11 protein-coding genes are annotated in these 12,594 nt (G+C 65.1%); 5 read left to right on the forward strand and 6 right to left on the reverse strand.

Annotated features, from left to right (window positions below):
• The first annotated feature begins 240 nt into the window (after nucleotides 1-240).
• Nucleotides 241-3,081 (forward strand): TonB-dependent receptor domain-containing protein, encoded by a 2,841-nt coding sequence (locus F4U95_RS07755; RefSeq protein ID WP_150425219.1) that lies wholly within the window; start codon nucleotides 241-243, stop codon nucleotides 3,079-3,081.
• Between the two features lie 96 nt (nucleotides 3,082-3,177).
• Nucleotides 3,178-4,122: an isocitrate lyase/PEP mutase family protein gene (locus F4U95_RS07760; protein ID WP_120251673.1), complete on the forward strand. Its 945-nt coding sequence runs from the start codon at nucleotides 3,178-3,180 to the stop codon at nucleotides 4,120-4,122.
• Between the two features lie 582 nt (nucleotides 4,123-4,704).
• Here the strand turns inward: F4U95_RS07760 and F4U95_RS07765 are convergent.
• From F4U95_RS07765 to F4U95_RS07790, 6 genes are read right to left on the reverse strand one after another with little or no spacing between them, the layout of a single operon-like run.
• The gene (locus F4U95_RS07765; RefSeq protein ID WP_161600381.1) at nucleotides 4,705-6,054 is read right to left on the reverse strand and encodes an MFS transporter; all 1,350 of its coding nucleotides are present in this window, start codon (nucleotides 6,052-6,054) and stop codon (nucleotides 4,705-4,707) included.
• Nucleotides 6,055-6,094: 40 nt separating this feature from the next.
• Entirely contained in the window at nucleotides 6,095-6,589 is a 495-nt protein-coding gene (locus F4U95_RS07770; RefSeq protein ID WP_246171525.1) for a gluconokinase, read from the reverse strand.
• The gene (locus F4U95_RS07775) at nucleotides 6,586-7,467 is read right to left on the reverse strand and encodes an NAD(P)-dependent oxidoreductase (protein ID WP_150425221.1); all 882 of its coding nucleotides are present in this window, start codon (nucleotides 7,465-7,467) and stop codon (nucleotides 6,586-6,588) included. The genes F4U95_RS07770 and F4U95_RS07775 overlap by 4 nt, the downstream gene beginning before the upstream one ends.
• 1 nt (nucleotide 7,468) lies before the next feature.
• The gene (locus F4U95_RS07780; RefSeq protein WP_211363956.1) at nucleotides 7,469-8,551 is read right to left on the reverse strand and encodes a LacI family DNA-binding transcriptional regulator; all 1,083 of its coding nucleotides are present in this window, start codon (nucleotides 8,549-8,551) and stop codon (nucleotides 7,469-7,471) included.
• A gap of 45 nt (nucleotides 8,552-8,596) precedes the next feature.
• A complete protein-coding gene (locus F4U95_RS07785) occupies nucleotides 8,597-8,932 on the reverse strand; it encodes a hypothetical protein (protein WP_120251676.1) in 336 nt (111 codons plus the stop codon).
• A complete protein-coding gene (locus F4U95_RS07790) occupies nucleotides 8,929-9,984 on the reverse strand; it encodes an L-idonate 5-dehydrogenase (protein WP_150425222.1) in 1,056 nt (351 codons plus the stop codon). The genes F4U95_RS07785 and F4U95_RS07790 overlap by 4 nt, the downstream gene beginning before the upstream one ends.
• 139 nt (nucleotides 9,985-10,123) lie before the next feature.
• Between F4U95_RS07790 and F4U95_RS07795 the strand changes: the two genes are divergently transcribed.
• From F4U95_RS07795 to F4U95_RS07805, 3 genes are read left to right on the forward strand one after another with little or no spacing between them, the layout of a single operon-like run.
• Nucleotides 10,124-10,885 carry an SDR family oxidoreductase gene (locus F4U95_RS07795; protein ID WP_150425223.1) on the forward strand — a complete coding sequence of 254 codons (762 nt, stop codon included), beginning with the start codon at nucleotides 10,124-10,126 and terminating at the stop codon, nucleotides 10,883-10,885.
• 15 nt (nucleotides 10,886-10,900) lie between these two features.
• The gene (locus F4U95_RS07800) at nucleotides 10,901-11,842 is read left to right on the forward strand and encodes a 2-hydroxyacid dehydrogenase (protein WP_150425224.1); all 942 of its coding nucleotides are present in this window, start codon (nucleotides 10,901-10,903) and stop codon (nucleotides 11,840-11,842) included.
• Entirely contained in the window at nucleotides 11,839-12,585 is a 747-nt protein-coding gene (locus F4U95_RS07805) for an SDR family oxidoreductase (protein WP_150425225.1), read from the forward strand. The genes F4U95_RS07800 and F4U95_RS07805 overlap by 4 nt, the downstream gene beginning before the upstream one ends.
• The last annotated feature ends 9 nt before the right edge of the window (nucleotides 12,586-12,594 follow it).

Raw genomic sequence — 12,594 nt, forward strand, 5'->3', positions numbered from 1 at the left:
ATATCAAATTGCGGCAAGTCGGCCAAGTCGGCGATTCGCGGCTGCAGATTTTTTTGACATATTTTCCGGAAATAGAACGGGAAAAAGCCAAAAATAAAGGATGTGCGCAACGTGGGGCGGATAAGAGCCCTTAATATTTCATGCCTGCAAGGGGATTGCCTTGTCCCGTCATCTTGTTTAATGTGACCGATATCACGAGCAAGCGGATGGTAGATCCGGCAGTGTTGGGAGGATGAGTTGATGCATCGTATGATGGTGAATCGCTTCAAATATGGATTGATGGGCGGCGGGGCGGCACTGTGCGCGCTGGTCGTGCCGGCGATGGCGCAGCAGGCAGCGCCCCAGCCACAACAGGCCGAAGTGGATGACGTGGCCGCCGCCGATATCGTCGTGACCGGCTCGCGCATCGCCCGGTCCGGTTTCAATGCGCCCACGCCCGTCACCGTGGTTGGAGAGGAACGGCTGGCCCAGCGCGCCATCACCAATGTCGGCGATGCCCTGAACGAATTGCCGTCCTTCCGTCCGCTGGTGACGCCGGCGACGCAGCAGGCGGCGGGCGGCAATATCGGTGCCCGCGTGCTCGACCTGCGCGGTCTGGGGGCCACCCGGACGCTGGTGCTGCTGGACGGCAAGCGGTTCGTGCCTTCCACGACACAGGGCACGATCGACGTCAACCTGATCCCCAGCTCGCTGGTGTCGCGCACCGAAGTCGTGACCGGCGGCGCGTCGGCGGCCTATGGGTCGGACGCGGTGGCGGGCGTCGTCAACTTCATCCTCGACCGCGACCTGACTGGCCTCAAAGGCTCGATCCAGGCGGGCCTATCCGGCCGGGGCGATTATGGGCAGCAAAATGCCCAGTTGGCCTGGGGCACGAAGTTCGCCGACGACAAGGGTCATTTCATGATCGCGGGCGAATATGACAAGTCGGACGGGATGGGCGATTGCTACACCCGCAGCTGGTGCCCGCGCGAACAGTTGATCGGCAATACGCCGGCGGGCGCGGGCGGCCTGCCCGCCAGCATTCGCGGTGGCCCGGCCGGCACCGGGAACATCTCGTCGGGCGGCCTGATCGTCGCCAATACAGGGCCGCTGCGTGGACTGGCGTTCAATCCGAACGGCACGACCCATGCCTATAATTTCGGCACCATCTACGGCACCAATCCATCGCCGCTGTTCACACAGGGGGGCGAAGAGTCCGTACGCAACGGATTTCTGGACGGCATCCTGCTGATCCCGCCGGTCAAGCGTTTCGTCACCTACAGCCAGGCGTCCTACGAATTTTCCGACGCGCTGAAGGCCAATCTCGACCTGTCCTATGCCCGGTCGCAGGGCATGGTGATCGGATCGGTCGCGCGCACGACGCAGACGATCCAGCGTAACAATGCCTATCTGCCATCAGGTGTCGCGGCGATCATGGACGCGAACGGCATCAGTTCGTTCAGCCTTGGCCGCGCGCTGATGGACCTGGGCGGGTCGGTCAATCATAGCGATAACCAGACCTATCGCGCGGTGCTCTCGCTGGAGGGCAGGATCAGCGATAACTGGCGCTGGGACGCCTATTATCAATATGGTCGAAACGAATTCCGACAGGATTATACGGGCAACGTCGTAGGATCGCGCGTCACCAACGCGGCCAACGCGGTCAATGTAAACGGGCAGGTGGTGTGCGGCATCAATGCCGATGCCAACTCCGCCAATAACGACCCCAATTGCGTGCCGATCAACCTGTTCGGCGCCGGCAATATCTCGCCGGCGGCCGCCGCTTATATCGCGCCTTCGGGCTATCAGACCACCGACACGACCGAGCATGTGATTGCCGCCAATATCAACGGCGCGGTCTTCGCGCTGCCGGGCGGCGATTTCTCGATCGCGGCGGGCGGCGAATATCGCAGCGACAAGGCGGTCGGCACGGCCGATGCGCTATCCACCGCCAACGCCTTCTGGTCGTTCAATGGGAAGGCGGTAAATGGCAGCATCCGCGTCGCCGAAGCCTATGTCGAGGCGCTGGCGCCGATCCTGAAGGACGTCGCATTCGCCCAGACGCTGGAGTTGAACGGCGCGGTCCGCCGCACCCATTATCGCCGCTCCAGCCCCGGACTGGACACCACGACGGTCAATGCCACCACCTGGAAGCTGGGCGGCGTCTATGCCCCGATAGAAGAAGTGCGTTTCCGCGTCACCCGGTCGCGTGACATTCGGGCGCCTAACCTGACGGAGTTGTTCGGTCCGGTAACGCTGGGCCGCACCACGATCGTCGATCCGCTCAACAATGGCGCGCAGATTCAGGTGAACAGCTTCTCCGGCGCCAACCAGCAATTGTCAGCGGAAAAGGCCGATACCTGGACGGCTGGCGTGGTGCTAGCGCCCAAGGGCTTCCTGCGCAATTTCCGCTTCTCGGTCGATTATTACGACATCGACTTGAAGGGCGCGATTTCGACCCTGGGCGCGCAGGTGGTGGTCGATCGCTGCGCGGCGGGGCAGACGTCGCTGTGCAACTTCGTGCAGCGCGATGGAGCGGGCGCGCTCACTAGCGTCAGCGACGTGCTCCAGAATGTCAGCCAGGTGCGCAATCGCGGCATCGATATCGAGGCCAGCTATCGCACCGATGTCGGCACGCTCGGCAGCCTCGACTTCCGCCTGCTCGCCACCCATTATCTGAAGCTGGAAATCGGCGGCATCGATCGCACCGGCCAGACCGGCTATCGCCCCGGCACCACGACAGGCGTGCCCGACTGGATCGTGGACGGCACGGTGCTGTGGGATCTGGGCAGCGTCGCGCTGAACCTGCACGGCAAATATATCCCCAAGGGCGTGTTCGACACGACGTTGCTGGGGCCGCAGGATGACGGTTATTCGGCCGGCCTGCCCAACAGCGTGAACAATAACCGCGTCGCCGGCCGCTTCTATCTCGACCTTGGCGCGACGGTGAAGGTGAACGACCAGTTCGAGCTGTTCGGCGTGGTCAACAATTTGCTGGATAAAGACCCGCCGCTCGCCGCCAGCGCGCAGGGGGCCACCAACCAGGTCTATTTCGATCCGATCGGCCGCTACTTCAAGGTCGGCGCCCGCATCCGCATGTAGTTGTTCGAACTTCGCGGTACCGGTCCTCTTCCCACCCCGGACGAGGGCCGGTCCAGACAGATACCACCCCATTCAACAAAGGAAATTGGCAAGCCCATGGCGAAAAAGTCTCTGCAACAACTGCTCGAAACCAGCGACAAGTGCATCGTCGCTCCCTGCGTCTACGACTGTGCATCGGCGCGGGCGGTGGAGATGGTCGGCTTCGAAGCGATGATGCTGTCGGGCGGCGAAGTGTCGATCGCGATGAACGGCGTGATCGACTATGGCTTCAGCAACCTGACCGATGTGGAATGGATCACCAGCCGCATCAGCCAGACATCGCCCATTCCGCTGGCCGCCGATATCGAGGATGGCTTTGGCGGGCCGCTGGCCGTGTATCGCAGCGCGCGGCGCATGGCGATGGCGGGCGCGACCGCGCTTCAGCTGGAGGATGCCGACGATATGGAGGAATCCACCGGCCTGCTGCCGCGCGAACGCTATCTGGAAAAGGTGCGCGCGGCGCTCGCGGCGCTGGAAGGCACCAATTGCTTCCTGATCGCGCGCACCAATGCCGACCCGGAAACGCAGATGGACGAAGGCTGCGAGCGGATGCGGCTGGCGCATGAACTGGGCGCGAAGATGACCACCGTGGTCAAGATCGGTACGCTGGAGCATGCGCAATATGTGTCGGCGCGGGTGCCGGGGTGGAAGATGTTCCCCGACGTGCGCAACATCAACGGCAAGCCCGCGGTGACGGTGGACCAGATCCATCCGCTCGGCTTCAACATGATGACGATGCACTATACGCTCAAAGCCGCGATGGACGGGATGCTGGAACATGGCATCCGCAACTTCGCTCAGCAGGGCTGCGACTATACCTGCGAGAAGGTCGACGCGACCGGCATCATGGGCATGAGCGCCACGCCTTTGTTCGATCCGCAAAGCTATATGGAGCTGGAGGGCCGTTTCTCGGGCCGGGCCAAGGAATATACGATCGTCGGCAATCAGGTCGAAAGCTTCCCTGAAGGCTTCGTCCGCTCCTCGATCGACGATCGCCTTTAAGGCGTAAATCCTCTCCCCTGGAAGCCCGGTCGACTGCACGCGACCGGGCTTTTTTTGTGCGTACTGTAGGAAAGTCGGCGCTTAACTTCGCACATCTCCTGCCGTTTGCGACATTTTGGAATGAATGTTGGATATTTTATGTCGTGGCGGGTGTGATTGCGGACGGTTGAAAGAGCGGATTTTAGGATAGCAGATGGGGTGGGTGTAGGACAGGATTTGGGTGGAGCGCGGACGGTTCGGCTTTTTAGCCCTCTCCCGTTTTTCACGGGAGAGGGTTGGGTGAGGGTCTTTCTGCTTTCTGGCAGGAGGTCCGTGTTCAGGAAGAAGAAAGACCCTCACCGACTGCGACTAAGGCAGCAAGCTGCCAAGTCTCCGTTGCCTCTCCCGCGAAAGCGGGAGAGGGTAAAAGGAGCGTCCGATTTTGGTCGCTTGCAGTCCCAGCCTTTCGTCACGCCGGGCTTGACCCGGCATCCCGCTTCTGTCCGGGCGCTGTGAGTGAAGAAAAGCTGGACCCCGGATCAAGCCTGTCCTTGGCTTGTCGAAGGGTCCGGGGTGACGATGAATAGGTAGGGGCGTGTGACGTCAGCTCTCCAACCTCGCCAGCCTTAGTGCCCTGTACGGCTTTAACGCGAGCAGCAGCAGGCCGCACATGATCGGGGCGGCGCAGCCGACGACGATGGCGAGGGAATAGCGGATGTCGGTGGGGGCGGTGAAGAGATGGTCGGTCATGAAACCGATCACCACCGGGCCGATGCCGATGCCGACCAGCGAGATCACCATGATGTAGAGCGCCGTCACTTGGCCCCGCGCGCGGTTGGGGAGGATGAGTTGCAGCGCGGTGCCGGCGCAGGGGACGGGCATGCAGCTGAGGAACATCGCTGGCGCGATCAGTGCCAGCGCGACCCAGGCGTTGGGCATCAGCGGGGCGAGCGTGCCGAAGATGCCGCAGGCGAGGAAGCCGAAGGCGGCGACGCGCAGATGGGCGTCGACATGGCCGGCGCGGGTCAGCCGGTCGCTCAGCCAGCCGGCGAAATAGGTGCCGCCCGTGCCGCAGATCATCATGATGAGGCCGAAGCCGATGCCGACCTGCGCCGGGGTCCAGCCATAGACGCGGGCGAACAGGGCGGGCGTCCAGACATTATAGGCGAAATTCACCACCGTCACCATCGAGAAGCCGGCGAACATCAGGGTGAGTGCGCGTCGGCGGGCGCGGATGACGCCCAGCACTTCGGCTATGGTGAGCGGGGTCGTGCCACCGGGGCCGCGCCGTTCCGGTTCCTTCATGAAGAGCAGCAGCGGCGCGAGCAGCAGGCCGGGGGCGCCGACGATCAGGAAGGCCGCCTGCCAGGGTTCCAGGCCAAAGGGCAGGCCGGTGCCGTGCCAGCGTTCGGTGAGCGACTGGAGCAGCTTGCCCCCGGCCATGAAGGCCAGGCCGATCCCGAAGGGCGCGCTCAGGAAAAAGACGCTGACGGCGCGGCCTAGTTTTTCGGGCGGGAACAGGTCGCTCAGCAGCGACAGGCCGCTGGGCGTGACGCTGGCTTCGCCGCAGCCGACCGCGACGCGCGAGAGGAAGAGTTGCGAGAAATTGCGGGACAGGCCCGATGCCATGGAGGCGATGCTGAAGAAAAAGAGGCTGATGCCCAATACGATGCGCCGCTCATAGCGGTCGGCAAGGCGGCCGAGCGGCACCGCGCCCAGCGTGTAGAAGATGCCGAAGGCCACCCCCTGCAACAGCGCGAAGCTGGTGTCGTCCAGGCCGAATTCCGCCTTCACCGGTTCGACGGTCAGGTTGAGGACGACCCGGTCGAACTGCGACGCGATCGAGGCGAGCGATAGCAGCAGCGCCACGGTCCAGGCCCGGCGCGGGTTCGGCCATGGGCGCTGGTCGGTGGCGTCAGGGGCGGCGATGTCCGGCTGGGGCATCAGGGCCATGGTCATCCTCTCGTTTTGCGGGCTGGCGACGTCAGCCTCTTTATGATGGGTGCAGCGCGGCCTCGATCTGGCGGACCTGTTCGGCAACGGGCAGATTGCCGTCGATGACGAGTGCCCGCTCGTCCGTGTCGGGCGGTTCCAGCGTGGCAAGCTGGCTATCGAGCAGGGAGGTCGGCATGAAATGGCCGGGGCGCTGGGACATGCGCCGTTCCAGATCGGCGCGGGACAGATGGGGCAGGGCGAACAGCACATCGCCCACCTGCCGGCGGATCAGGTCGCGATAGTCGCGCTTGAGCGCGGAGCAGGAGGCGACGGCGCCTTGCCGTGAGGCGATCAGTGCGGTCGCGACATTGTGCAGGAAGGGCTGGCGCGCATCGTCGTCCAGGGGCACGCCGGCGGTCATGCGGGCGACATTTTCGGGCGGGTGGCACAGGTCGCCCTCCACGAAGGACCAGCCCAGATGTTGGGCGAGGGCGCGACCTAGGGTGGACTTGCCGCAGCCCGCTACGCCCATCACCACGACGGCGCGGGTCATGCCGGCTGCTCCCCGTCCATGTCGAACAGGCGCATATAGGCGGCGCTGTCCGCCGGGCCGAGGCCACCGGCAACGGCCATGCGGTGCAGGTCGGCGATCAGCGAGGTGACGGGCAGCGGCGTGCGGGTGGCCAGCGCGGAAGCCTGCACCGTTTCCAGATCTTTCAGCATATTGTCGATGCGGCCGGTCGGCGTGTAATCGCGCCGGGCCATTTTCCCCATATATTCCTGAAGGATGCGGCTGTCGGCACGGCCGCCGGCAAGGGCGGCGGGGATCAGCGTGGCGTCCACGCCATGGGCTTCGGCAAAGCGGACCGCTTCGGCGACGGCCATGAAAGCATTGGCGCACAATATCTGGTTGATTAGCTTCACCGTCTGGCCCGCGCCGGGCGGGCCGAACAGGGTGATGTTGATGGAAAGATGATCCAGCACGGGGCGGGCGCGGGCGAAATCCTCCGCCGTGCCGCCGACCATCAAGGTCAGCTTGCCCTGCGCGGCGGCGGGCGCCCCACCCGACAAAGGCGCATCGACCCAGCCCATGCCGCTGCCTTCGCGCAGCCGCTGCGCCATGATCGCCGTGCGGCCCGCGTCGATGCTGGACATGTCGATCAGAAGTTTGCCGGCATCCGCCGCCTGCGCCACGCCATCGGGGCCGAAGACGGCCTGCTCCACGATGGCCGCGCTGTTCAGGCTGATGATGACATGGTCGGCGTTGGCGGTTGCTTCGCGCGCACTGCCAGAGGCGATCGCGCCGCGCGCGATCAAAGGCGCCATCTGCGCGGCATTGCGGTCATAGAGGTGTAGGGTGGCCCCGCTATCCAGCAGGCGGCCGGCGATCGCCGACCCCATGACACCCACGCCGATGACCGCAAGCTGCATATTATCTGTCCTTGATGGAGGCCCGCTCCACGATGCGCAGGCCCACGTCGACGACGGACGGGGCCGGGGTGGCATCGCTGGCGAGCATGTCGACCAGCATCTTGCCGGTGCGAAGCCCCAGCGCGCGGAAGTCGACATGGATGGTGGTGAGGGCCGGATTGATTTCCCGCCCGATTTCGAAGTCGCCGAACCCCATGATGGAGATGTCTTGGGGAATGCGGATATTCATGCGCTGCGCCTCCATCACCGCGCCGACGGCGGACAGGTCGGACACGGCGAAGATCGCCTCGATATCCGGCTGTGCCTCCACCAGCGCGCGAAAGGCGGTGGCGCCATGGTGGAAGCTGACGGGCGCGCTGCCATGGCGCAACACGGCGTCGGTGGGCAGGCGGGCGAGGCGCAGTTCATCCTCGAACCCGCGCATACGTTCTTCGCCGCGATGGTCGGTGACTTCGCCGTCTGGCGAGGCGGCCAGTGCGCCGATGCGGGTGAAGCCGCGATCGAGCAGATAGCGGGCGGCGGTGCGGCCGACCTGATAGTTGGAAAAGCCGATCGCATGTTCGATCGGCTGGCTGGGCAGGTCGGCAATCTCCACCACCGGCACGTCGGCCGCCATCAGCATGCGCGACGCATTGCGCCGGTGCATCGCGCCGGTCAGCACGATCGCTTCGGGCCGGCGGGCGAGCAGGTTCAAAAGCTGCCGTTCCTCCTCCGCCATGTCATAGTCGGTATAGGCGATCAGCAGATGATAATTGGCCTCCCGCAGCGCCTCCGTCAGGCCATGGGCGACCGCCGCGAAATTGGCGTTGGTCAACGTCGGCAGCATCAATGCGATAAAGCCGGTGCGGCGGCTGGAAAGGCTGCCCGCCGTCTTGTCGGGAACGTAGCCGAGATCAGCGACGGCCTTCAGCACCTTGTCCCGCGTGGTCGGCAGGACCAGTTCGGGATCGCTCAGCACCCGCGATACCGTCATGCGCGACACGCCGGCCAGCCGCGATACGTCGCGGATGGTCGGGCGTTGCGACGCGCGCCGGCCGGGTTTCGGCTCGGCGGCGACTGCGGTTTCGCGGGGGGGACGGCTCATGGGCGGGGCTTTCCTGATGGCTGCTATCCGTGTCGCATATCAGCGTCAGGCGGTGGCGGCCACTGCGTTGCCGCCGCTGATGACGTGGTAGAAACGCCCCTCGAACATCTCCAGCAATTCCAGCGTCAGGGCGCGGGCCTGGGTACGGATGGGGGAGGCGAGTGCTTCGTCCAGTGCGGCGAGCGACGGATAATCGACCTGCTGCATCATCGCGATCGGCGGCGCGCCTTCATCGACTTGATCCACGAAGAAGAGGCGGACGTTGCTGCCATGGGGGAATTGGCCCCAGAGCGGGGCGAGGCGGGTGCGGACTTCCTCGCGGAAGCGATCCTCGAAACCCGGCTTGATCGTACCTTCGAAAATGGCGGTGCGTGTGATCACAGGATATCCTCGTTGATGGCGATGTGCAGTTTGACGAAGCGCGAGCGGTCGCCCGCCTGTTCGAAGGCATCGACCGATCGTTCGAGCGGGAAGGTGCCCGACAGGATCGGCGACACGTCGATCGCGCCGCTGACGATCAGGTCTACGGCCAGGCGAAACTCGCCATTGGCGCGGAAGGCGCCGACGAACTCGATCTCGCGCGATTGCAGCGGGTTGACCGGGATGGGGGCGGTGCCGGGGGGCAGCATGCCGACCTGCACGATGCGGCCGCCGCGCCGAACGATGGGGAAGAGCGAGAGCAGGGCGGATGGCGCGCCTGATGCTTCGAACGCGACGTCGAAATGACCGGCGGGGCTGGCATAGGTGGCCAGCGCGTCGGGATCGGTCGCGACGTTGATGGTGCGGGTGGCGCCCATGCGGTCGCGCGCGACCGCAAGCGCGGCATCCTCGACATCGGTGCAGACCACCTCGATCGCGCCGGCATGGATCGCGCAGCGCGCAGTCAGCAGGCCGATCGGGCCGGAGCCTGTGACGATGACGCGCTTGCCCATCAGCGGGCCGGCGCGGTTGACGGCGTGGAGGCCGATCGACAGCGGTTCGGCGACCGACAGGGCGAGCAGGTCGGCATCGGCCGGAACCGGGATGATCTGATCCCCGCGCAGGATCAGCGTCTGTGCAAAGCCGCCCTGCACATGGGGGAAGCGGCCGGCGCTGCCCAGGAAGACCATGTCGGTGCAGAGGTTCATGCGGCCGGCGCGGCAATAGTCGCAGGTGAGGCAGGGGCGGCTGGGGTCCAGCGCCGCCTTCATGCCCGGTGCGACATGGGTGACGGCCGATCCGACCTCCAGCACGACGCCGGAAATCTCATGGCCCAGCGCCATCGGCTCGCGCACCGCAAAATCGCCCACGGCGCCGCGATGATAATAGTGCATGTCCGACCCGCAAATGCCGCCATAGGCGACGCCGACCCGGACCTCATCGGCGGCCAGCGCCGGCTCGACACGGGATTCCACCCGCAAATCCTTCTTCCCATGACATATCGCAGCCAGCATGAGTCTCTCCTTTGATGGGACCGATATCATTTGTCACATCGTGCCGCAATGATGTTATGAGCCAAGAGAAAATGAAAATTGCCGATTGCAATGTGACCGGTCACTTTATACGCTTAGGGCAAGTATGGAGGTTTCCCACATGACCCTTTTCTCTCTCGAAGGGCGCACGGCGCTCGTCACCGGCGCGGCGCGCGGTATCGGCTTTTCGATCGCCACGGCGCTGGGGCAGGCCGGTGCCCGCGTGGTGCTGAACGGTCGCAGCCAGGCGGCGCTGGATGAAGCGGCGGCACAACTGGCGGCGCAGAGCATCGCGGTCGCGACCAGCCTGTTCGACGTCACTGATCAGCCGTCGGTCAACGCCGGCATTGCGCAAATCGAGGCAGATGTCGGGGCGATCGACATCCTGGTCAATAATGCCGGCATCCAGCGCCGCGCGCCGCTCGACACGTTTGACGACGATGACTGGCGCGCGTTGATGGCGACCAATTTGGACAGCGTCTATTATGTCAGCAAGGCGATGGCGCCGCACATGATCGCGCGCGGCCATGGCAAGATCATCAATATCGGCAGCGTCCAGTGCGAACTGGCCCGCCCCGGCATCGCCCCCTATACCGCCAGCAAGGGCGCGGTGAAGAATCTGACCAAGGGCATGTGCGCCGACTGGGCGCGGCACGGGCTTCAGGTCAACGCGATCGGGCCGGGCTATTTCGACACGCCGCTGAACAAGGCTTTGGTGGAAGATCCGGTGTTCGACGCCTGGCTGTGTCAGCGCACGCCGGCCGGCCGCTGGGGCAAGTTGGAGGAACTGCACGGCGCGGCCGTGTTCCTCGCGTCGTCCGCATCCAATTTCGTCAACGGCCAGACCATCTATGTCGATGGCGGCATCTTGTCCGTCATCTAAAGGGGAAACGGGATCATGGGAAAACAGGTCGCGTTGCAGCTTTGCCCGCTGTCGGAGTATCTGGAGGCGCAACTGGCCGAACGTGGCCCGGTGGTGCGCTGGTTCGAACTGGACGAAGCGGCGCAGCGCGCGTGGCTGGCGACACAGGCCGATAGTGCCAATGTCGTCGTCACCGGCGGGCATCTGGGCTGCACCAACGATCTGATCGACGCGCTGCCGTCGCTGGGGCTGATCGCCATCAACGGCGTGGGTTTCGACAAGGTCGATGTCCCTTATGCGCAGGGTCGGGGCGTCGCCGTCAGTACGACGCCCGGCGTGCTGACCGACGATGTCGCCGACCTGGCAGTCGGCCTGACCATCGGATTGCTGCGCGGGCTTGCCGCTGCCGACCGCTTCGTGCGCGACGGGCGCTGGCTGGAGGAAGGCTTTCCGCTGAAGCGCAAGGTGACGGGGCGGCGCTTCGGCATCGTCGGGCTGGGCCATATCGGCCGGGCGACGGCGGACCGGCTGGCGGCGTTCGGGCCGATCGCCTATCATGGCCGCATGCCCAAGGATGCGCCCTATCGGTTCGAGCCTGACCTGCATGTGCTGGCGCGGGACAGCGACGTACTGCTGCTGGCCTGCGCCGCGACGGAGGAGACGCGCGGCCTGATCGATGCGTCGGTGCTGGAGGCGCTGGGGCCGGAGGGCTATCTGGTCAATGTCGCGCGGGGCAGCGTGGTGGATGAGGATGCGCTGGTGGCGGCGCTGGATCGCGGTACGATCGCCGGTGCGGCGCTGGACGTGGTGGCGGACGAGCCGGTCGTGCCCGTTGGCCTGATCGCCAGCGAGCGCACGGTGCTTGCGCCCCATATCGCCAGCGGCACGGTCGAAACGCGCAAGGCGATGGCCGATCTGGTGCTGGCCAATGTGGATGCGCTGTTGGCCGGTGCGCCGCTGCCGAGCGCCCTGAAATGACCGGGCGCGTCGCCGTCATCACCGGCGCGGGCAGCGGGATCGGCCGGGCGGTGGCGATCGCGCTCGACCGGCGCGGCTATCGACTGGCGCTGGCCGGACGGCGCGCGGAGGGGCTGGCGGAGACGCTGGCGTTGCTGGAGGGCACGGGACATCTGACCATGCCCACCGACGTCACGGATGCGGCGAGCGTCACGGCGCTGTTCGACGCCACGGTCGCGGCGTTCGGCCGGGTCGACCTGCTGTTCAACAATGCGGGCGTCAATGTGGTCGACGTGCCGATCGACAGGCTGGAAGAAAGCGACTGGCGCCGGGTGATCGACACCAATTTGACCGGGGCGTTCCTGTGTCTTCAGGCGGCGTTCCGCGCGATGAAGGCGCAAAGCCCGCAGGGCGGGCGCATCATCAATAATGGCTCCATTTCCGCGCATAGCCCGCGCCCGGATTCGATCGCCTATACCGCCAGCAAACATGGTGTGACCGGCCTCACCAAATCGACCGCGCTGGACGGGCGACCCTATGGCATCGCGTGCAGCCAGATCGATATCGGCAATGCCAGCAGCGCCATGGGCGATCGCATGTCCTTCGGCGTGCCGCAGGCCAATGGCGAACGCATGCCCGAACCGGTGATGGACGTGGGCCAAGTGGGGGAAGCGGTCGCCTATATGGACGGGTTGCCGCCCGAGGCCAATGTGCAGTTCATGACGCTGATGGCGACCAACATGCCCTTTGTCGGGCGCGGCTAAGAAAAAACC

The organism is Sphingobium limneticum (genome assembly GCF_008710165.1).
GTDB classification, from domain to species: domain Bacteria; phylum Pseudomonadota; class Alphaproteobacteria; order Sphingomonadales; family Sphingomonadaceae; genus Sphingobium; species Sphingobium limneticum.

What these genes read in the sequence shown, in the direction of transcription:
- F4U95_RS07790 (WP_150425222.1), bottom strand. Translation starts at nt 9,984, where the DNA reads ATGCTGGCTGCGATATGTCATGGGAAGAAGGATTTGCGGGTGGAATCC.
- F4U95_RS07805 (WP_150425225.1), top strand. Translation starts at nt 11,839, where the DNA reads ATGACCGGGCGCGTCGCCGTCATCACCGGCGCGGGCAGCGGGATCGGC.
- F4U95_RS07780 (WP_211363956.1), bottom strand. Translation starts at nt 8,551, where the DNA reads ATGAGCCGTCCCCCCCGCGAAACCGCAGTCGCCGCCGAGCCGAAACCC.
- F4U95_RS07760 (WP_120251673.1), top strand. Translation starts at nt 3,178, where the DNA reads ATGGCGAAAAAGTCTCTGCAACAACTGCTCGAAACCAGCGACAAGTGC.
- F4U95_RS07765 (WP_161600381.1), bottom strand. Translation starts at nt 6,054, where the DNA reads ATGGCCCTGATGCCCCAGCCGGACATCGCCGCCCCTGACGCCACCGAC.
- F4U95_RS07755 (WP_150425219.1), top strand. Translation starts at nt 241, where the DNA reads ATGCATCGTATGATGGTGAATCGCTTCAAATATGGATTGATGGGCGGC.
- F4U95_RS07800 (WP_150425224.1), top strand. Translation starts at nt 10,901, where the DNA reads ATGGGAAAACAGGTCGCGTTGCAGCTTTGCCCGCTGTCGGAGTATCTG.
- F4U95_RS07795 (WP_150425223.1), top strand. Translation starts at nt 10,124, where the DNA reads ATGACCCTTTTCTCTCTCGAAGGGCGCACGGCGCTCGTCACCGGCGCG.
- F4U95_RS07775 (WP_150425221.1), bottom strand. Translation starts at nt 7,467, where the DNA reads ATGCAGCTTGCGGTCATCGGCGTGGGTGTCATGGGGTCGGCGATCGCC.
- F4U95_RS07770 (WP_246171525.1), bottom strand. Translation starts at nt 6,589, where the DNA reads ATGACCCGCGCCGTCGTGGTGATGGGCGTAGCGGGCTGCGGCAAGTCC.